Origin of the sequence: Propioniciclava sp. (genome assembly GCF_047602245.1) — a bacterium.
GTDB lineage: Bacteria > Actinomycetota > Actinomycetes > Propionibacteriales > Propionibacteriaceae > Propioniciclava.
In genome coordinates, this window is sequence record NZ_JASGHT010000001.1 from 2,144,636 (window position 1) to 2,164,656 (window position 20,021).

19 protein-coding genes are annotated in these 20,021 nt (G+C 70.7%); 14 read left to right on the forward strand and 5 right to left on the reverse strand.

Annotated features, from left to right (window positions below):
* Window positions 1-174: 174 nt before the first annotated feature.
* Window positions 175-2,685 carry an ATP-dependent Clp protease ATP-binding subunit gene (locus QM708_RS10210; protein ID WP_415107709.1) on the forward strand — a complete coding sequence of 837 codons (2,511 nt, stop codon included), beginning with the start codon at window positions 175-177 and terminating at the stop codon, window positions 2,683-2,685.
* Between the two features lie 107 nt (window positions 2,686-2,792).
* Here QM708_RS10210 and QM708_RS10215 read toward each other — a convergent pair whose 3' ends face one another.
* From QM708_RS10215 to QM708_RS10235, 5 genes are all read right to left on the reverse strand, one after another.
* Complete coding sequence (locus QM708_RS10215) at window positions 2,793-3,707, reverse strand: A/G-specific adenine glycosylase (RefSeq protein ID WP_415107712.1); 915 nt, start codon at window positions 3,705-3,707, stop codon at window positions 2,793-2,795.
* A gap of 2 nt (window positions 3,708-3,709) precedes the next feature.
* Window positions 3,710-4,753: a DNA integrity scanning diadenylate cyclase DisA gene (gene disA / locus QM708_RS10220; protein ID WP_415107715.1), complete on the reverse strand. Its 1,044-nt coding sequence runs from the start codon at window positions 4,751-4,753 to the stop codon at window positions 3,710-3,712.
* A 110-nt stretch (window positions 4,754-4,863) separates the two neighbouring features.
* Window positions 4,864-6,270: a DNA repair protein RadA gene (gene radA / locus QM708_RS10225; RefSeq protein WP_415107717.1), complete on the reverse strand. Its 1,407-nt coding sequence runs from the start codon at window positions 6,268-6,270 to the stop codon at window positions 4,864-4,866.
* Between the two features lie 91 nt (window positions 6,271-6,361).
* Window positions 6,362-8,272 (reverse strand): hypothetical protein, encoded by a 1,911-nt coding sequence (locus QM708_RS10230; protein ID WP_415107720.1) that lies wholly within the window; start codon window positions 8,270-8,272, stop codon window positions 6,362-6,364.
* 170 nt (window positions 8,273-8,442) lie between these two features.
* Complete coding sequence (locus tag QM708_RS10235) at window positions 8,443-9,081, reverse strand: VOC family protein (RefSeq protein WP_415107723.1); 639 nt, start codon at window positions 9,079-9,081, stop codon at window positions 8,443-8,445.
* 144 nt (window positions 9,082-9,225) lie between these two features.
* Here QM708_RS10235 and QM708_RS10240 point away from each other — a divergent pair, with 144 nt between their 5' ends.
* The 13 genes from QM708_RS10240 to pstS all read left to right on the forward strand — a co-directional run bounded on the left by QM708_RS10240 (window position 9,226) and on the right by pstS (window position 20,010).
* On the forward strand, window positions 9,226-10,059 hold the full coding sequence (locus QM708_RS10240) for a sugar phosphate isomerase/epimerase family protein (protein WP_415107725.1): 834 nt from the start codon (window positions 9,226-9,228) through the stop codon (window positions 10,057-10,059).
* Window positions 10,056-10,823 carry a CPBP family intramembrane glutamic endopeptidase gene (locus QM708_RS10245; protein WP_415107728.1) on the forward strand — a complete coding sequence of 256 codons (768 nt, stop codon included), beginning with the start codon at window positions 10,056-10,058 and terminating at the stop codon, window positions 10,821-10,823. The genes QM708_RS10240 and QM708_RS10245 overlap by 4 nt, the downstream gene beginning before the upstream one ends.
* A gap of 58 nt (window positions 10,824-10,881) precedes the next feature.
* The gene (locus tag QM708_RS10250) at window positions 10,882-11,919 is read left to right on the forward strand and encodes an aspartate-semialdehyde dehydrogenase (RefSeq protein ID WP_415107731.1); all 1,038 of its coding nucleotides are present in this window, start codon (window positions 10,882-10,884) and stop codon (window positions 11,917-11,919) included.
* Window positions 11,916-12,719 carry a pyrroline-5-carboxylate reductase gene (proC, locus tag QM708_RS10255; protein ID WP_415107734.1) on the forward strand — a complete coding sequence of 268 codons (804 nt, stop codon included), beginning with the start codon at window positions 11,916-11,918 and terminating at the stop codon, window positions 12,717-12,719. Before QM708_RS10250 ends, proC begins: the two co-directional genes overlap by 4 nt.
* 168 nt (window positions 12,720-12,887) lie before the next feature.
* Window positions 12,888-12,989, forward strand: coding sequence for a 30S ribosomal protein bS22 (locus QM708_RS10260; protein WP_002550589.1), 102 nt, complete (start codon window positions 12,888-12,890; stop codon window positions 12,987-12,989).
* The gene (locus tag QM708_RS10265) at window positions 12,986-13,252 is read left to right on the forward strand and encodes a glutaredoxin family protein (protein WP_415107737.1); all 267 of its coding nucleotides are present in this window, start codon (window positions 12,986-12,988) and stop codon (window positions 13,250-13,252) included. Before QM708_RS10260 ends, QM708_RS10265 begins: the two co-directional genes overlap by 4 nt.
* 18 nt (window positions 13,253-13,270) lie before the next feature.
* Window positions 13,271-13,921, forward strand: a complete 651-nt coding sequence (locus QM708_RS10270) for a histidine phosphatase family protein (protein WP_415107740.1) — start codon at window positions 13,271-13,273, stop codon at window positions 13,919-13,921.
* Window positions 13,922-13,925: 4 nt separating this feature from the next.
* Entirely contained in the window at window positions 13,926-14,483 is a 558-nt protein-coding gene (locus QM708_RS10275; protein WP_415107743.1) for a redoxin family protein, read from the forward strand.
* A complete protein-coding gene (locus tag QM708_RS10280) occupies window positions 14,480-15,259 on the forward strand; it encodes a cytochrome c biogenesis CcdA family protein (protein WP_415107746.1) in 780 nt (259 codons plus the stop codon). The genes QM708_RS10275 and QM708_RS10280 overlap by 4 nt, the downstream gene beginning before the upstream one ends.
* The gene (locus QM708_RS10285; protein WP_415107749.1) at window positions 15,259-16,818 is read left to right on the forward strand and encodes a cytochrome c biogenesis protein ResB; all 1,560 of its coding nucleotides are present in this window, start codon (window positions 15,259-15,261) and stop codon (window positions 16,816-16,818) included. Before QM708_RS10280 ends, QM708_RS10285 begins: the two co-directional genes overlap by 1 nt.
* 23 nt (window positions 16,819-16,841) lie before the next feature.
* A complete protein-coding gene (ccsB, locus tag QM708_RS10290; RefSeq protein ID WP_415111377.1) occupies window positions 16,842-17,699 on the forward strand; it encodes a c-type cytochrome biogenesis protein CcsB in 858 nt (285 codons plus the stop codon).
* Window positions 17,700-17,805: 106 nt separating this feature from the next.
* Window positions 17,806-18,705: an NUDIX hydrolase gene (locus QM708_RS10295; protein WP_415107752.1), complete on the forward strand. Its 900-nt coding sequence runs from the start codon at window positions 17,806-17,808 to the stop codon at window positions 18,703-18,705.
* Between the two features lie 204 nt (window positions 18,706-18,909).
* Window positions 18,910-20,010 (forward strand): phosphate ABC transporter substrate-binding protein PstS, encoded by a 1,101-nt coding sequence (gene pstS, locus QM708_RS10300; RefSeq protein ID WP_415107755.1) that lies wholly within the window; start codon window positions 18,910-18,912, stop codon window positions 20,008-20,010.
* Window positions 20,011-20,021: the final 11 nt, after the last annotated feature.

A 20,021-nucleotide genomic window follows, 5' to 3' on the forward strand; every position in this document is an offset into this window, starting at 1 on the left:
GAAGGCAGAGCACTGGGGGGTCCGTCGCGCGGCAGCGGCGGGCCCCCTTTTTCATTGGCCGCGTGCGCTGTGGGCGAACGGGGAACAACCGAAACGCATTCAGGCGTTGACTAGACTGACATCGAGCCCGCACCCTTGCGGCGATCCGGCTACCGGCCGGAGTGAAGGAGTCCCATGTTCGATCGGTTCACCGACCGTGCGCGGCGCGTGATCGTCCTCGCCCAGGACGAGGCGCGCATGCTCAACCACAATTACATCGGTACGGAGCACCTGCTCCTTGGCCTGATCCACGAGGGCGAGGGGGTCGCGGCCAAGGCGCTGGAATCTCTCGGCATCTCGCTGGAGGCGGTGCGCGCGCAGGTGGAGGAGATCATCGGCCAGGGCCAGCAGGCCCCGACCGGGCACATTCCCTTCACGCCCCGTGCCAAGAAGGTCCTCGAGCTGTCCATGCGCGAGGCGCTGCAGCTCAACCATCCCTACATCGGCACTGAGCACATTCTGCTCGGCCTGATCCGTGAGGGCGAGGGGGTCGCGGCCCAGGTGCTGATCAAGCTCGGCGCCGACCTGAACCGCGTCCGCAATCAGGTGCTGCAATTGCTGTCCGGTTTCCAGAGTGAGCAGAAGCCCTCGACGGCCGGTGCGCCGGAGGCGCCGCAGCAGCAGGGCAACCAGACCATCCTCGATCAGTTCGGCCGCAACCTGACCCAGGCCGCGCGCGAGAACAAGCTCGACCCGGTGATCGGGCGCGAGAAGGAGATCGAGCGCGTGATGACGGTGCTGAGCCGTCGCACCAAGAACAACCCGGTGCTGATCGGCGAGCCCGGCGTCGGCAAGTCGGCCTGCGTGGAGGGCCTGGCTCAGCAGATCGTCCGCGGCGACGTTCCCGAGACGCTGCGTGACAAGCAGATCTACACCCTCGACCTGGGTGCGCTGGTGGCGGGTTCCCGCTACCGCGGCGACTTCGAGGAGCGCCTGAAGAAGGTGCTCAAGGAGATCAAGACCCGCGGCGACGTGGTGCTGTTCATCGACGAGATCCACACCCTGGTGGGTGCGGGTGCCGCCGAGGGCGCGATCGACGCGGCGTCCATTTTGAAGCCCATGCTGGCCCGCGGCGAGTTGCAGACCATCGGCGCCACCACGCTGGATGAGTACCGCAAGCACATCGAGAAGGACGCCGCGCTGGAGCGCCGCTTCCAGCCGATCCAGGTGGCCGAGCCGTCCATCGCGCTCACCATCGAGATCCTCAAGGGCCTGCGTGACCGCTACGAGGCGCACCACCGGATCACCATCACCGACGGCGCGCTCACCGCGGCCGCGCAGATGGCCGACCGCTACATCCAGGATCGCTTCCTGCCCGACAAGGCGATCGACCTGATCGACGAGGCCGGCGCCCGGCTGCGCATCCGCCGGATGACCGCCCCGCCCGACCTGCGCGAGATCGACGAGCGCATCGCGGTGACCCGTGGCGAGAAGGAGGCCGCGATCGACGGTCAGGACTTCGAGCGTGCCGCGCGGCTGCGCGACGACGAGAAGCGGCTGATCGCCGAGCGCAACCAGCTCGAGGAGCGGTGGCGCAAGGGCGACTCCTCGGTGCAGGCCGAGGTCGGCGAGGAGGAGATCGCCGAGGTGCTCTCCAGCGCGACCGGCATCCCGGTGTTCAAGCTCACCGAGGAGGAGAGCGCGCGCCTGCTCCAGATGGAGGCCGAGATCGGCAAGCGCTACATCGGGCAGGCGGACGCCGTGAAGGCGCTGTCGCGTTCGATCCGGCGCACCCGCGCCGGCCTGAAGGACCCCAAGCGTCCCTCGGGCTCGTTCATCTTCGCCGGCCCGTCCGGCGTGGGCAAGACCGAGCTGACCAAGGCGCTGACCGAGTTCCTGTTCGGCGACGAGGATGCGCTCATCACGCTGGATATGAGCGAATACTCCGAGAAGCACACCGCCTCGCGGATGTTCGGCTCGCCTCCGGGATACGTCGGTTACGAGGAGGGCGGCCAGCTCACCGAGAAGGTGCGCCGCAAGCCGTTCTCGGTGGTGCTGTTCGACGAGATCGAGAAGGCCCATCCCGACATCTTCAATTCACTTTTGCAGATCCTGGACGAGGGCCGGCTCACGGACGCCCAGGGCCGGGTGGTCGATTTCAAGAACACGGTCATCGTGATGACGACCAACCTGGGCACGCGCGATATCTCCCGCTCGGTCAACCTCGGTTTCAGCCGCAGCGATGATCCGGTCGGCGGCTACGACGCGATGAAGGCGAAGGTGTCGGACGAACTCAAGCAGCATTTCCGCCCTGAGTTCCTGAACCGCGTCGACGAGATCATCGTGTTCCACCAGCTGACGCAGGCCGACATCGAGCACATCGTCGACCTGATGGTGGGCCAGGTGGAGGCGCGCCTCGCCGACCGGGACATGGGCATCGTCCTCACCGACGCCGCCAAGACCCTGATCGCCAAGCGTGGATTCGACTCGGTGATGGGCGCCCGGCCGTTGCGCCGCGCGATCCAGCGCGACATCGAGGACATCCTGGCCGAACGGATCCTGTTCGGGGATCTCCACCCCGGTCAGATCGTGGTGGTCGACGTGGCTCCCGAGGGTTCGGAGCTTCCGTTCACCTTCGTCGGTCAACCGCGCGCTGAACTGCCCGATCACGCTCCCGCCGAACTGGCTGGCCCCAGCGAGGGCTGACCGGCCGCGGAGCCGATCAGAGGATCGCATGCAGAAGTGCCTCGGCTTCGGCCGGGGCACTTCTGCGCTGCGTCGCACCTGTGTGGTGCCGCATTCACCTTCGTGCGTCACAGCCGCAGGTTCCCGGCGGCGTCGGTTCGCACCAGGCCGTCGGCGAGCAGTGAGTCCAGCGCCCGGCGGGCCTGCGCGGGGTCGGACGGCCAGCGCGCCAGCAGGGCCGCGGCGGGCACGGCGGCCTCGGTTTCGCGTAGCCCGGCGAGCAGGACGCCCCGGCACTGCCGGTCGGTGCCCGCATAGGTTTGGCCCTTGCGGGGAGCGCCGTCCCAGGCGGGCCGGCCCGCCGCGAACCAGGCGCAGTGGGGGCGCACCGGGCAGTCGGTGCAGCGTGGGCGCTCGGCGGTGCAGACGAGCGCGCCCAGTTCCATCGAGGCCGCCGCCCAGGCCGCGGCGGCGTCCGGCGCCCGCGGCACCCAGGCCTGGCCTCGTTCGCGTTCGGCCCGGGCGAGATGGTCGGGGGCGAAGGCGCGGCCGGTCTCGATCCGGGCGAGCACGCGGCGCACGTTGGTGTCGAGGACGAGCGTGCGGCGTCCGTGCCCGAAGGCGGCGATGGCGGCGGCGGTGTATTCGCCGACCCCGGGGAGCGCGCGGAGCGCCTCGACATCGTCGGGAACGCGGCCGTCGTACTCGTCGCGGATCACGGTGGCCGACGCGTGCAGCCGTTGCGCCCGCCGCGGGTAGCCGAGGCGTCCCCAAGCGCGGACGGCCTCACCGACGGGTTCGGCGGCCAGCGCGGCGGGGCTCGGCCAGCGTTCCATCCACGCCGTCCAGGCCGGAAGCACCCGAGCGACCGGGGTTTGTTGCAGCATGAACTCGCTCACCATCACGCCCCACGGGCCCGCCTGCGGTTCGCGCCAGGGCAGCGGCCGGGCGTGGGTGGCGTACCAGCCCAGCACGGAGTCGACGATCGCGGGCCGGTCGAGCGGGACGCCGTGCGCCGGCGCTGCGAGGGACGTGGGCGGCACGGTCAGATCGACAGCGCGCTCTCGGCGATGTGCGCCAGGCCTTCGCGGATCAGGGTCGCCCGGGCGGGGGTGACCCCCTCGACGGCGCGCAGGTCCGACACCGAGGCGGCATAGATCGCGGGAAGCCCGCCGAAGTGGGCGACCACCCGGCCCACGACCCCTTGGGGGAGGCGCGGGATGCTGCTCAGTTGGCGGTAGCCGCGCACGCTCAACGGGGAGTCCAGGTGCATGCCGGACGGCAGACCGAGGGCGCGGGCGACCAGCACGATGTCGAACAGTTCGTGGTCGTCGAGCAGCGCCAGACCGACGAAGGCCATCGTCTCGACGTCGGCGGGGGCGTAGTCGCGGTGAACGAGGGAGGCGATCGGAGTGAGATCGTCGACGAGATCGCGCAATTGGAGCGCCGCCAGCCGTCCGTCGGCGCCCATCGCCGTCACATAGCTGGCGACCTCGTCGGCGAGACGGTCGGTCATCTCGAAACGCTGGGCGACGTGGGCCAGATCGCGCAGGGTGACGGCATCGTGCACCTCGAGGGTGGTGAGCCGCTCGAGCGACTCGTCGAGCCGCTTGCGATGGCCGGAGATCGCGGCGAGTGCCTGGGCGGCGCGGTCGTGGAGCTGATCGGGCCGGGGCACGACCTGGCGGCCGTCGCCGGCGAACAGCGAGATGGTCGACATGGACGCCGAGACGGTGACCACCGGGATCCCGATCTGGCGGGCGACCCGCTCGGCGGTGCGGTGCCGGGTGCCGGTTTCGCTGGTCGGGTAGGACGCCGACGGCGACAGGTGCACCGAGGCGGCCAGGATCCGGGTCAGATCGCTGCTGAGGACGATGGCGCCGTCCATCTTCGCGAGCTCGCGTAGCCCGGTGGCGCTGAAGGGCACGTCGATCGCGAAACCCCCGCTGGAGATGGCCTCCAGCTCAGGGTTGCTGCCCAATACGACGAGGGCACCGGTATGCCCGCTGACGATGCGATCGAGCCCCTCGCGCAGGTCGGTGCCCGGGGCCAACTTGACGATGTCGGCAGGCAGCCTGCTGGTGATCACACGGGTCTCCTCGGGCGGGACGGGGTGCAGCCAGTCTACCGGCCCGGTCTGGGTCGCGGCCGTCGCCGGGTGCTCGTGCCCTCGTGGTCGTGGTGGTGTGGGGCATCGGATCAGGGGGTCGTGCCGGCGCGCGAGCGTCGTGATGTCAAGGGAATGACGGCGGCGCCATCGGTGCCGAAGGCCAACTCGAGCGCCCGCGCGAGTGAGGACGCCGGCAGCACGGTCATGCCGGCCGGTGCTTCGATGCCCGCATCGTCGGGCACGACGGCCCGGTCGAAGCCGAGCCGTGCGGCCTCCGCGAGGCGGCGTCCGAGCGCCGGGACGCGGCGCACCTCGCCCGACAGGCCGACCTCGCCGAGCGCGATCAACCGCCCGGGCGGGGGTTCGTCGCGCAGCGCGGAGGCGACCGCGATCGCCAGCGCCAGGTCGGCGGCCGGGTCGGTCAGCCGAACGCCCCCGATCGTCGAGGCGTACACGTCGCGGGTGTGCAGCTTGTGCCCGGCACGTCGCTGCAGCACCGCCAGCGTCATCGTCACCCGTGACGAATCGAGCCCGCTGGTCACCCGGCGCGGCTGCTGCAGCGGCGTGGGCGCCACCAGCGCCTGCACCTCGGCCACCAGCGGACGCCGCCCCTCCAGGCTGACGGTCACGCAGGTGCCGGCGGCAGGCCCGTGCCGCGAGGTGAACAGCCCCGAGGGATCGGGCACCTCGCGGATGCCGGTCTCGGTCATCTCGAAGCAGCCGACCTCGTCGGCGGGTCCGTAGCGGTTCTTGGTGGCCCGCACCATCCGGAAGCCGCCATGGCGCTCGCCCTCGAAGTTCAGCACCACGTCGACCAGGTGTTCCAGGGTGCGCGGGCCGGCCAGCGCCCCGTCCTTGGTAACGTGCCCGATGATCAGCACCGCCATGCCGCGCCGCTTGGCCGTCCGCACCAGCGCGTTGGTCACCTCGCGCACCTGGGCGACGCCGCCGGCTACCCCGTCGATGCCGCCGGCCTGCACCGTCTGCACCGAGTCGAGCACCAGCAGGGTGGGGGAGAGCTCTTCGATATGGCCGAGGATCACGCCGAGATCGGATTCGGCCGCCAGGAACAGCTCGTCGTGCAGCGCGCCGGTCCGGTCGGCGCGCAGCCGCACCTGGGCCGCGGACTCCTCGGCGGTCACGTACAGCGTCCGCCGCCGCCCGGACGCCCACCGTGCCGCCACCTCGAGCAGCAATGTCGATTTGCCGACCCCGGGTTCGCCGCCGAGCAGCGCCACCGCGCCCGGGACCAGCCCGTCGCCGAGTACGCGATCGAGTTCGCCGATCCCGGTCCTCACGCCGCGTGCCGAGTGCGCGGGCACCCCGGTGATCGGGATCGCCGGCTGGGTGGGCCGCTGGGTGGCGACCGACGCCGCCGGTCGCGCGTCCGCCTCGGCGATGCTGCCCCAGGCCTGGCATTGCCCGCAGCGGCCGACCCATCGGCCGGTCGTCCAGCCGCACTCGGTGCAGCGGTAGGTCGTCGTACTCTTCGCCATGCCGCACACGCTAGACCGCGGCACCGACATTTCCTGCTCCGCGTGCGTCGACGGAGCCTACGCTCGGTCGTCGGTGGGGCGGGTGTTCGGATCAGGCGTCGTAGTCGTCGTGGGTGGCGACGCGGGCCAACTCCACCTGCCCGTCGGGGAGCAGCCAGTAGTGCAGGCGCCGTGCCGACGGGGTGTTCACCTGAAGGCTGACCCGCCAGGCCCGGGCGCCGTCGGGACGCACGCGCTGCGGATCGTCGCCGCCCAGGCCCGAGCGGAGTTGGTGGACGCGACGGCTGCTGTTTTGTGCCGCGATCCCGGTGAGCACCTCGAAGACGACGTCGGCCACCTTCTCCTCGCTGATCCCCTCGAGTTTGGCGAGGGAATCCAGGAACCCGGGGCCGATCACGTAGTCCGGCAACGGACGGCTCGCCTGCTCGCCCGGCATGGTGCGCTTCGCCCACTGGGTGAGCACCAGATAGCGGAATCCCTGTTCCGGATCGGCGAAGCTCGGAATCTCGGCAGGCCGGGCGGCATTCCGTGCGCTCTTGGCTTTGCGCAGCCGGGAGCGTGCTCGGGTCAGTTCCTCCTCGGCGCGGTTCGCTCGTTGCTCGGCTTGAACGAGCAGGTCATGCAGTTGTCTGCGTTCGTCGGTGCTCGCACGTTCCTCGCGGGTCAGCCGTTCGTTCTCGCGGGTGAGGCGGCTCACCTCCGCGTTGAGCCCGTCGATCTTCAGCAACAACCCCTTCGTCCCCTCCGAGGCGGGCGCGGGCACGGACGCCGGAGGTGCAGCGGCCGGTATCGGCGCCGAGGGTATGGCGCCGGACGCCAGAGGCGGGGTGTCTGGATGGGGCCGTTTGCGATCGAACAGCGCCGGACTCGGGCGGGCGGGTTCGGGTGTCGCCGGCGCCGGGACTGAAAAGCCGGAACCAGACCGATCAGATCCTGGCTGACCAGGGGCGACGGTGCCCTGATCGGGTGATAAGACCGCCGGCGAAGCGTCCCGAACCGGCATGCCGGATGCGCCCGGGCCGGGGTGTTCCTGTTCGGCGGGCTCGGTGGTGAGAGGTGTCTCGACCAGCCAGGAAGGTCCGCCGGTCAACAGCGAGGGGGCCTCGATGACGGGTTCGTTGTCGTCGACGTCGTCGAGTGCTAGCGCCCAGCGCGGGCCGGTGCAGGTGATGCGGGCGCGGACGACCTCGCCGGCGGTCATCAGGGTGCGCAGGTCGTCGAAGGGGTTGCTCGTCACCTCGGCGATACCGGCGCGTGCGATGACCGCGGGGGCGTTCGTCTCGGGGTAGAGCATGAGTTCCGCAGTGTCCTTGGCCACGGTGGCCACCGCGGCGAGCACGACATCCCCCACCGTGTACGCCGACAGCGCGGCGTTGGGCGTACGGAGCGCCCGGCGCAGATCGAGCCGGTTCGTGTCCGGGTCGTACCATCCGCTGACGCGCTGCCCGACCGTGAGGATGCGCTCGATGGGCACGTCCTTGGCGGTGAGTTCCTCGGCGACGGTGGCCGGCATCGAGTTCCCGATACCGACCAGCCCGCGGCCGGCGATCAGCATCGTCACGGTCCCGTCGCAGGCGCGGCCGGACCGGTTCGGGGTGACCCGGAGCAATCCGGCCGCGGCGGCCATCCGGAACATGTCCGAGATCAACAACTCGGTGGCGCGCTGGCCGTCCGCCTCGCTCCAGGCGAAGCGCAGGGGTGATGCCGCCAGATCGGACGCCCACGCGTGCCCGACCGGGTAGACGCGGCCGGCGCCGCCGTAGACCTGGGTGCCGTCGGCCATCCGGCGGGAGAATTCCCACGAGGCGTCGCTGGTCGGCATCAGGTAGACATCGGCCAGATCGCCCGCCTCTCGGACGATCTCGTCCACGTCGATCCACGGTTCGGTGCGGCTGGCCGGAATCGTTACCACCACGACGGGCCGGCGGCGCGCATTCCCGTTGAGCAGGCCCGCGAGCGCGGCGGCCGCCCGCTCGTCGTCGATGCGTCGGATGCCGGTCATCTGTGCAGCCTAGTCGCGCCGCACCGGCCCCCGACCGGGCCGGAGGCCCGCGCCCCTCTCGTGGACGGTCTCGGCTACGCGGCGCGGCCCCGAATCGGGCGAACTCGGGTGCAGCACCGATGCCGCCCGGCTCCGAACAGTCGCCCGGTTTCCTAACCGGGCGGTGGAACTCAGACGGTGACGATGCCCTTGGGGCAGCGGAAGGTGACCGATTCGATGCCCGGGTTGCCGTTGGGGGAGTCGAAGTTCAGTCCGACGCCGTCGAAGACCGGGCCGATATCGCGCCCCACCCACTCGCTGACGCGATCGCGGGAGCCGGAGATCCGGATCTCCAGCACCTCGACCTCACGCGGGGGCAACGCGGACGGGAGTAGCTCGTCGGGGCTGGTCCACTTCACGAAGAAGGGCAGCTGCGGGTCGGCCATCAGGCCCTTGACGCCGATCTGATCCCATTCCAGGCGGCGTCCGTCGGGGAACTGCCGGGTGCCGTGCGCGGACTTGCGGCCGAGACGCTCCTCCAGCGGGGCCATGTCGTCGACCTGGATCACCCAGGCCAACCAGCCACCGCCGAGCGCCGAGCGGGCTCGGACAGCCTGGCCGAAGATGGCTTTCTCGGCGGCCGGGTGCTCCAGCACCTCGACCGCTTCGATGTAGCGGCCGTCCGCCAAGGGCAGGATGTTGTTGCGCGTGCCGAAGCTGGGGTGGAATCCGCCATCGCGGAAGGGCACGCCCAGGGAGTCTTCGAGACGTCGCACGGCGGGGGTGAGACCGTCCGGGCCGGCGGCGAAGGTGAGATTCGACAGGCGCATGCCAACATTGAAACCCATGCCCGGACGCCGACGCGAATCGAGCGGGAAACCCCCAGTTAGAAGGGGTATCACGATATGGAGATACTCCCGGGATGCTCGTCACAGGAGCGGTCTGCGTTGCCTGCGGGTCTTATGATGTGGGGCGTGAACGCGAATCCAGCGTGGCCCACCGACGGCGTCGCACGCGCCAACAGGATCGGTCTGTCGACCTCGTCGGTCTACCCCGAATCGACCGGCAGCTGCTTCGAGTTGGCCGGACGCCTGGGTTATGACGGCGTCGAGGTGATGGTGGGGATCGACCCGATCAGCCGTGACGTGGACGCCCTGGTCCAGTTGCAGGAGTACCACGACATCGAGGTGCTCGCCATCCATGCGCCCACGCTGCTGGTCACCCAGGGCACCTGGGGCAACGACCCGTGGGACAAGCTGGAGCGCTCCGCGGTCGCCGCGCACCGGCTCGGCGCCGGCACGGTGGTGGTGCATCCGCCGTTCCGCTGGCAGCGCAGCTACGCGCAGGGTTTCGTGGACGGCATCCGGCGCCTGGAGCGCAGCACGGGCATCATCTTCGCGGTCGAGAACATGTATCCGTGGCGGGGGCCGCGCGGCACCGAGGTGCGCGCCTATTCCCCCGGCTGGGATCCGACCGAGCGCGACTACGACCATCTCACCCTCGATCTCTCGCACGCCTCCACGGCGCGGCAGCACTCCCTCGATCTGGTCAACGCCTGGGGACAGCGGCTCACCCACCTGCACCTCACCGACGGCGACGGCTCCTTCGCCGACTCCCATCTGCTGCCCGGCGACGGCGACCAGGACGCCCACCGCGTCCTCACCACGCTGGCCTCGCGCGGGTTCGCCGGCGACGTGGTGATCGAGGTCAACACGCGCACCATCGGGTCACGCTCGGCGCGCGAGGAGGCGCTGGCCAAGGTGCTCGCCTTCACCCGCGAGGCGCTGGCCGTGCCCGTCCGCCCATGACCGACCTCACCCCGGACGCCGCGCCGGCCCGTCCGCGGCACCTTGCGGAGGTCGCGGTGGTGCTCGGCATCTCGCTGGGCCAGTCGGCGATCTATTCGGTGCTGTCCATCATCGAGAAGCTCAGCCGCGGCCCGGCGCTCAACGAGCAGACCACCAGCATCAACAACTCGGTGACCCCGGACCGTTCTTGGCTCGATCTGGCCTATCAGCTGGCCGGGATCGGGTTCGGGCTGATGCCGATGCTGCTGGCGGTCTACCTGCTGCGGCTGTCCGGCGACCGGGGTTCGATCGGCTTCGACCGGAGGCGTCCGGGCTTCGATCTGGGCCGCGGATTCCTCGCTGCGGCGGTGATCGGCATCCCGGGCCTGGTGTTCTACGTGGCGGCGCGCGAACTGGGCTTCAACACCAACGTGGCGCCGGCGAACCTGGCCGCGCACTGGTGGACGATCCCCGTGCTGGCCGGGTATGCCGCGATGAACGGCCTCCTGGAGGAGGTGATCATGCTCGGCTACCTGCTGCGCCGCTTCGATCAGCTCGGCCTGCGCCCGTGGACGGGCATCGCGGTGAGCGCGGTGATCCGCGGCGGCTACCACCTCTACCAGGGCTTCGGCGGCTTCGTCGGCAACGTGATCATGGGCCTGGCGTTCGGCTGGATGTACCGGCGCTGGGGCCGGGTGATGCCGCTGGTGGTGGCGCACACGATCCTCGATCTGGTCAGCTTCATCGGCTACGCCCTGGTGGCGCCCTACACCGATTGGTTCTGACGGCCGGGCCGGACGCCCACAAAGACGGCCCACGATCCGGCGGTGGCGGTCCCGTAGGATGGCGACCATGCTTGTTGGAGTATTCGGTGCGACCGGTCAGGTCGGTCAGGTCATGCGCACTCTTCTGGAGGAGCGCGAGTTTCCCCTCGACGAAGTGCGGTTCTTCAGCTCGGCCAAGTCGGCCGGCAAGACCCTGCCGTTCAAGGGCAAGGATGTGACGGTCGAGGACACGGCCACCGCCGACTTCTCCGGGATCGACATCGCGGTGATGTCGGCCGGCGCCACCATGTCGCGCGAGTACGCGCCGAAGGTCGCCGCCGCCGGTGCGGTCGTCGTCGACAACTCCTCGGCGTGGCGCAAGGATCCCGAGGTGCCGCTGGTCGTCAGCGAGGTCAACCCTGAGGACGCGGTCAATCCGCCCAAGGGCATCATCGCCAACCCGAACTGCACCACCATGGCCGCGATGCCGGTGATCAAGCCGCTGCACGACGCCGCCGGCCTGACTCGCCTCACCGTCGCCACCTACCAGGCCGTCTCCGGCTCGGGCGTCAAGGGCGTCTCGACGCTGGCCGAGCAGGTCGCCGCGGTCGACAACCCGACCGTGCTGGCCCTCGACGGCTCGCAGGTGCCCGACGGCGACACCGGCCCCTACGTGGCGCCGATCGCCTACAACGTGGTCGCGCTGGCCGGCAGCATCGTCGACGACGGCTCCGGCGAGACCGACGAAGAGCAGAAGCTGCGCAACGAGTCGCGCAAGATCCTGCACCTGCCCGAGCTGGCCGTCTCCGGCACCTGCGTGCGGGTGCCGGTCTTCTCCGGCCACAGCCTGGCGATCCACGCCGAGTTCGAGCGTGAGATCACCCCCGAGCAGGCCACCGCGCTGCTGGCGGACGCCGCCGGCGTCCAGTTGGCCGACGTGCCCACCCCGCGCCAGGCGGCCGGCGCCGACGACGTGTTCGTCGGCCGGATCCGCCAGGATCAGGCGGTGCCGGGCAACCGGGGCCTGGTGCTCTTCGTCGCGGGCGACAATCTGCGCAAGGGTGCGGCGCTCAACGCGATCCAGGTTGCAGAACTACTGGTAGGAGGCCGGTCATGAGCCGTGTCGCAGTGATTGGAACCGGCATGATGGGCGAAGCCCTGATGGCCGGCATGCTGGCCGCCGGATGGGCCCCGGCCGACATCGTCGGCGCCGACCGCCGCGCCGAGCGCTGCCGCGAACTGGAGCAGAAGTACGGCATCGCCACCGCCACCGATTCGGCCGCCGCGGTCGAGGGTGCCGCGGTGGTGCTGATCCTGGTCAAGCCCCAGGACGTCGGCTCGGTGCTGCCCGAGATCGGCCCGCAGCTGGCCGACGGCGCCGTCGTGGTGTCGCTGTGCGCCGGCGTCACGCTGGCCACCCTGCAGGCCGGGCTGCCCGCGGGCACCCCGGTCGTCCGGGTGATGCCGAACACGCCCGCCCTGGTCGGGCAGGGCATGGCGGCGCTCAGCCCGGGCGAGGCGGTCACCGACGAGCAGCTGGCCCGCGCGGTGCACATCCTCGAGGCGGTCGGCAAGGCCGTGGTCGTGCCCGAGCGCTACCAGGACGCCGTCACCGCGATCTCCGGGTCGGGCCCGGCCTACGTGTTCTACATCGCCGAGGCGCTGGCGGACGCCGGCGTCCTGCTCGGCCTGCCCCGCGACACCGCGGTCACCCTGGCCAACCAGACGCTGCTGGGCGGGGCCACCATGCTGGCCCAATCCGACGATCACGCGGCCGTGCTGCGCGAACGGGTCACCTCGCCCGCCGGCACCACCGCGGCGGCGTTGCGCACGCTGGAGGACCGCGCGGTCAAGGCAGCCTTCCTGGCGGCCGCCGAGGCCGCCCGGGACCGGTCGCTCGAGCTCGGCCGCGGCTGAGCGTGCGGCGTCGGTGAGCTGAACGCCTGACCCGTCTGCGAACGTCTCGTTCGTTTGGCCGGGTCAGGCGGCAGCCGGTAAGATGCTGTGCTTGCGGGCACTTCGGCCCGCGCATTTCATGTATTCATCCCCGCCTCCGAGGTCCGGGGGCGTGCAGAGGAGACACCTGTGGGTTCGGTCATCAAGAAGCGTCGCAAGCGGATGGCGAAGAAGAAGCACCGCAAGCTGCTGAAGAAGACGCGTATCCAGCGCCGCCGCGCTGGCAAGTGAGCAGCCGGACGCCCCCGCCGCCGCTGCCGGACGCCCGCGTGGTGGTCCTGGTGCGGCAGGGGTGTCATCTGTGCGACGACGCGCTGACCATCATCGAGCCGGTCTGCCGGGACGCCCACGCCTCCTGGCAGACCGTCGACGTCGATTCCGACCCTGACCTGCGCGCCCGCTACACCGATCACGTCCCCGTCACGTTCGTGGACGGCGTCCAGCATGCGCTGTGGTTCGTCGACGCGGAACGGTTGGCGGCCGCGCTCGCCTGAACGCCTATCCTTGCCCTCATGCAGCCGACGATCGTCCACGTGTGCCGCCACGGCCAGGTGCAGAACCCCGACCACATCCTGTACGGACGCCTGCCCGGCTACGGGCTGAGCGAACTGGGCCGGGCGATGGCCGAGCGGCTGGGCGAGCGTTTCGCCGACGTGCCGCTCGATCACCTGCGCGTCTCGCCGCTGCAGCGCGCCAAAGAGACGCTCGCGCCGATCGCGGCGAACCATCCGCATCTGCCGATCGTGGAGGAGCCCCGGGTCATCGAGGCCGCCAACGCCTTCGAGGGCCGCGAGTTCGGGCGGTTCAACCAGAAGCTGCTGCTGCCCACCAACTGGTGGTACCTGCGCAACCCGCTGCGGCCGTCCTGGGGCGAGCCCTACCGGGAGATCGCCGTCCGGATGCGCGCCGCCATCGCCGACATGGCGGCGTCCGTGCCCGCGGGCGGGCAGGCGCTCGTGGTGGCCCACCAGCTGCCGATCTACATCGCACGGCTGGACGCCGAGGGGCGCAGCTTCGTGCACAACCCGGCCAACCGCGAATGCCGGCTGGCCTCGGTGACCAGCTTCCACGTCCTGGACGGCCGCGTGGTGAAGGTCACCTACGAAGAGCCGTGCGCCGACCTGTACCCGACCAACACCAAGCTGTTCCGCCCGGGGATGTGAGGCGGTGCGGCGCAGGAGTCTGATCGCCGGACTGGCGGCGTCGGTGCTGCTCGCCGGTTGCGGCGCAACACCGGGAGCCGACGGCGGCTTCGTGGGCGGGGACGGGTCACTGACCCTGGTTTCCCCCGCCGATCGCAGGCCCGCGCCGCAGATCACCGGCACCCTGCTGGACGGCACGCCGTTCGACTCCGGCGAATTCGCCGGCCTGGTGATCGTCTACAACGTGTGGGGCTCCTGGTGCGCCCCCTGCCGCAAGGAGGCGCCCGCGCTCGAGGCGGCCTCGCGCGACACCGCCGACATCGCTCGCTTCGTCGGCATCAACACCCGCGACCTCGACCCGGCGCCCGCGCGGGCGTTCGTCCGCGCCTTCGACATCACCTTCCCCAGCGTCTTCGACCCCGACGGACGCGAACTGCTCAAGTTCGCCTCGCACCTGCCCGCCTCCGCGATCCCGAGCACGGTCGTCGTCGACCGCGAGGGACGGATCGCGGCCCGCATTCTCGGCGAGACCACCGAGACGACCCTGCGCGAACTCGTCAAAGACGTCGCGGAGGGCCGATGATCCCGCTGGAGACCTGGTTCGAGCAGGCCGTGGGCGGCTCGATGCTGCTCGCGTTGCCGGTGGCCGCGCTGGCGGGGCTGGTGTCGTTCTTCAGCCCCTGCGTGCTGCCGCTGCTGCCCGGCTACCTCAGCTATGCCACCGGGCTGACCTCCGCCGACATCACCGGGGCGTCCGCCGGCGGGGCGCAGGCGCGCGGCCATCGCGGACGGATCGTGCTGGGCACCAGCCTGTTCGTCCTCGGCTTCGCCTTCGTGTTCGTCTCGGCCGGGGCGATCTTCGGCGGGCTCGGCTGGCTGTTGCAGGCCTGGAGCCGCCCGCTGTCCATCGCCGGCGGCGTGGTCGCGATCGTGCTCGGCCTGGTCTTCGCCGGCGTGCTCGGCTTCGGTCAGGGCACCTGGCGGATCTCCCGGGCGCCCGCGTTCGGCCTGGCCGCCGCGCCCGTCCTGGGCATCGTCTTCGGCATCGGCTGGACGCCGTGCATCGGGCCGACCCTGGGTGTGGTGATGACGCTGGCCGCCAACGAGGGCACCGCGCTGCGCGGGGCCGTGTTGTCGGCCGTCTACGCGCTCGGCCTCGGCGTCCCGTTCCTGATCGCCGGCCTGGCCTTCGACAGGTTCGCCGGCACCACCGCCTGGGTGCGCCGGCACCATGCGGCGCTCAGCAAGGCCGGCGGAGCGATCATGGTGGCCGTAGGCGTCCTGCTCGTCACCGGCATCTGGGACGCGCTGATGGGTCTGTTCCGGCAGTGGGCGTCCTCGTTCGGGGTGGTGATCTGATGGCGACGCTGCGTTGGCTGTGGACCCAGCTCACCTCGATGCGTACCGCGCTGATCCTGCTGCTGATCCTCGCGCTGGTCGCCATCCCCGGATCGATGCTGCCGCAGCGCCCGGTCGCGCCGATCCGGGTCAGCGACTGGAAGGAGGCGAACCCGGCCCTGGCCGACCTGTACGAGGCGGTCGGGCTGTTCGACGTGTACGGATCGCCGTGGTTCGCGGCGGTCTACCTGCTGCTGCTGGTGTCGCTGGTCGGCTGCATCATCCCGCGCATCGGCGTGTACGCCCGCGCGCTGCGGATGCCGCCCCCGCGCACCCCGAAACGGCTCGACCGGCTGCCCGCCAGCGCCACCGGCACCACCGGCGTGGACGCCGAGACGGCGCTCGCCGCGGGCGAGGCCTACCTGCGCGGCAAGCGGTTCCGCACCCGGCGCACCGGCGACTCGGTCGCCGCCGAACGTGGACGGCTGCGCGAATTCGGCAACATCGTCTTCCACCTCGCCTTCGTGTTCGCCCTCGGCGGGGTGGCCTGGAACCAGCTGGCCAGCTACACCGGTGACGTGATCGTCGTCGAGGGCCAGGCGTTCTCCAACAACCTCACCCAGTACGACGACTTCCGCGCGGGCGCGGCCTTCACCCCGAGCGCGCTGGAACCCGTCACCGTGTGGGTCGACCGGTTCACCGCGAAGTTCGAGACCGGCGAAGTTCAGCGCGGCGCCGCCCGGGTCTTCCGCGCCGACGTCCGCTGGGCGGGCGCCGACGGCGAGGTCCGCGCCCAGAGCGTCGAGGTCAACCAGCCGCTGCGGGTCGGCCGCACCCAGATCCACCTGACCGGCCACGGCTACGCGCCCGTCGTCGAGGTGAAGGACCCCCACGGCGACCTGGCCTTCTCCGGGCCGGTGGTGTTCCTGCCCCAGGACGGCAACTTCACCTCGATGGGCGTGATCAAGGTGCCGGACGCCCGCCCGCGCTTCATCGCCTTCGAGGGGTTCTTCCTGCCGACCACCATCGTCGACGACCAGGGGCCGCGCTCGGTGTTCCCCGACGCGCTGTCGCCGTCGATGTTCGTCAACGTGTGGACCGGTCCGCCGCGCGAGGAGACAGGGCGCCCCGAGTCGGTCTATTCGCTGTCCAAGGCCGGCCTGGAACAGATGACCACGCCCGAGGGCGTCCCGGTCACCTTCAAGATCGAGCCCGGCGAATACGTCGAACTGCCCGACGGCTCCACCCTCACCTTCACCGACTGGAAGCGCTGGACCAAGCTGCAGGTCAGCGAGAACCCGGGCCAGTGGCTGATCATCGCCGGCGTGGGACTCGCCGTTGCGGGCATGACAGTGAGCCTGTACGTTCGCCCCCGCCGGATGTGGTTGCGGGTGAGGCGCGGCGCCGACGGCGTCCTGGTGGTCGAGGCAGGCGGCCTGGACCGGGCCGAGGCGTCGAGTGGGCTGGCCGAGGCCGTGGCCGCGCTCGCGGCGTCCGCCGGGGTGACGGACGCCGGCCTGCGCGGCACCGACGAGAACGAACCCGACGACGACCAGGACGACCAGGAGGACGCTTCGTGATCGCCACCTACTCCAGCCTCGCGATGGTCAGCTCCGCGGTGATCTACCTGCTGGCGATGACCGCGCACGCGCTCGAATGGGCGTCCGCGCGCAAGCCCGAACCCGGTGCGGAGGCGTCGGGGGCGGCCGGCGGGCGCGTCGAACTGTTCGGGCGGATCGGCGTGGCGCTCACCGCGGTCGGCGCGCTCAGCCACCTGGCCGGCGTCGTGCTGCGCGGCGTGGCGGCGCAGCGGCTGCCGTGGGGCAACATGTACGAGTTCGTGACCAGCTCGCTGGGCATCACGGTGCTCATCTACCTGGTGCTGGTGGCCCGGCGCGGCTGGGTGTGGCTCGGCCTGCCGGTCACGCTGCTGCTGTCGGTGGGCCAGGGGCTGGCCGTCACCGTGTTCTATGTGGCGGTCGCACCGCTGGTTCCCGCGCTGCACTCGGTGTGGTTCATCATCCACATCGTCGCCGCCGTCACCGCGGGGGCGGCGTTCAACATCGCCGGCATCGCCGCGATCTTCTATCTGCTCCGGCGCCGCGCGGAGGCGTCCGGGCGCACCGGAGGCTATCTCGGACGCCTGCCCCAGGCGGCCGCGCTGGACGACTTCTCGTTCCGGGTGACCCGGTTCGCGTTCCCGCTGTGGACGTTCGTCATCCTGGCCGGCGCGATCTGGGCCGACTACGCCTGGGGACGATTCTGGGGCTGGGACCCGAAGGAGACCTGGTCGCTGGTCACCTGGGTCGTCTACGCCGCATACCTGCACGCGCGGGTCACCGCGGGCTGGAAGGGGGTGCGGGCCGCGTGGCTGTGCCTGATCGGCGTGGCCAGCTTCTGGTTCAACTTCGTCGGGGTCAACCTGCTCTTCCAAGGCCTGCACTCCTACGCGGGAATCTGAGGTTGGCCAGGGGTGATGTGGTCTGTGCTGCCGTGCTGGCGAGGTCGTTACCCGCGCATGGAATACTGTCCCTCGCCCCGCACCCGGCAGAAAGGCGGACGCTGACGTGAGCGCGAGAACGGCCAAACGCCGCAAGATCACGCTGGCCGCAGGCACCGTGGCCCTGCACGAGCGCGAGGGCAAGAAACCGCAGGTGCTGCTCGTGCACCGTCCCAAGTACGACGACTGGACGCTGCCCAAGGGGCACCTCGAACCCGACGAGTACGAGGCCGTCGCCGCCGCCCGCGAGACCTGGGAGGAGGGCGGCAGCCGCGTTGTGCTGCACCAGCCCGCCGGGGTGATCTCCTACCCGGTCGGCAGCGGCACCAAGATCGTGCACTACTGGGTGGCCAAGGCGCCCAAGGTGACCGCGCGCAAGCCTGACCGCGAGGTCGACAAGGTCGCCTGGCTGACCCCGTCGAACGCGTTCGCGCGAATGACCTACGACGACGAGAAGGGTGTGCTGCGCACCGCACTCGCGCTGGAGGAGACGACGCCGTTCCTGATCGTCCGGCATGCCAAGGCGATGGATCGCAAGCACTGGTCGGGCCGCGACCAGTCCCGGCCGATCACGGCGCGGGGGCGCAAGCAGGCGGCCCGGCTGATCCCGCTGCTGGAGGCGTTCGGCGTCGGTTCGCTCGCGTCGAGTTCCTCGGCGCGCTGCGTGCAGACGCTGGCGCCGTATGCGGCCAGCGCCGGGCTGAAGGTCGACCCGTGGGCGATCCTGTCCGAAGAGATCGGCGAGGACAACCCCAAGGGCGTCGCGAAGCTGATCCGCCGGCTGGCGCGCGAGGCGGCGTCCACCGGCGTGCCGGCGGCCGTGTGCGGGCACCGTCCCGTCCTGCCGGTCATGCTCGCCGAGCTCGGCCTGCCGCCGCGTGCCATGCAGACCGCGGCCGCGGTGATCGCCCACCTGAACGTCAAGGGCGAGGTCGTCGCGACCGAGTTCCACCGGCCGCGTTGCTGAGCAGGCCCGCCCGCGCCCGCCTGGGCTGGGGCGTCTGAGCGGACGCCGTGAGAACGGAGCGAAGCGACGGATGCCGTTCATCCGCCGTTCACGCACCTGATCGAAGCACGTCACGACGCTTCCTTACCGTCATCGACGGAGACCGGGCCACCGGTCCGTCCGCGGGGGATTGCTCGGCGGATGTTGACTCGAAAAGGAACCATCGTGAAGCTCACGAAGATCGGCACCGCTTTCGCCCTCGTGACCGCCTCTGCTCTCGCGCTCTCCGCGTGCGCCGCGAACGAACAGCCGGCCGCCCCCGGCGGTTCGTCCTCCGCTAGCGGATTGAGCGGCGTTCTCACCGGTAAGGGCGCCTCCTCCATGAACGTGGCCCAGACCCACTGGGTCGCCGGCTTCCAGAAGGCCCACGGCGGCGTGACCGTCAACTACTCCCCCGACGGGTCCGGCCCGGGCCGGGACGCCTTCAAGGCAGGCGCGGCCAACTTCGCCGGCTCCGACCGGGCGCTGAAGGACAGTGAGATGGGCGTGGGCAAGTTCGCCGGCTGCTCGACTGACTCCAACGCGCTGAACCTGCCGGTCTACATCTCCCCGATCGCGGTCATCTTCAACATCGCTGGGGTGAGCGAGCTGAACCTCGACGCCGACACCGTCGCACGCATCTTCACCGGCGAGATCAAGAACTGGAACGCTCCGCAGATCGCCGCCCTGAACCCCGGCGTGACCCTGCCGGATCTCCCGATCACTGCGGTGCACCGCTCCGAGGGATCGGGCACCACCGGCAACTTCACCGACTATCTGGCCCAGAACGCCCCCGAGGTGTGGACCGAGGCGTCCTCGGATGAGTGGCCGGCATCCATCGCCGGTGAGGCGGCCAAGGGCACCTCGGGAGTGGTCGACACCGTCAAGAAGGGCAACGGCATGATCGGTTACGCCGACGCGTCGCAGGCCCGCGAGGTCGGTATGGCCAAGATCAAGGTGGGCAACGAGTTCTTCGGCCCGACCGCGGACGCCGCCGCCAAGCTGGTCGACAACGCGCAGCGCCTCGAAGGCCGCTCCGAGCACGACTGGGCGCTCAAGCTCGACCGCAAGGCCGAGGGCCAGTACCCGATCGCGCTGATCTCCTACGTGATCGTCTGCGAGACCTACGCGGACGCCCAGGTCGCCAAGCTGGTCAAGGAATACGTGGGATTCATCGGTTCGGCTGATGGCCAGGCCCTCGCCGCCGCCCCGACCGCCGCAGGCAGCGCCCCGCTGTCGGCCGACATGGTGACCAAGGTTCAGGCCGCCGTCGCGTCCATCAAGTGACGCCCGAGAGC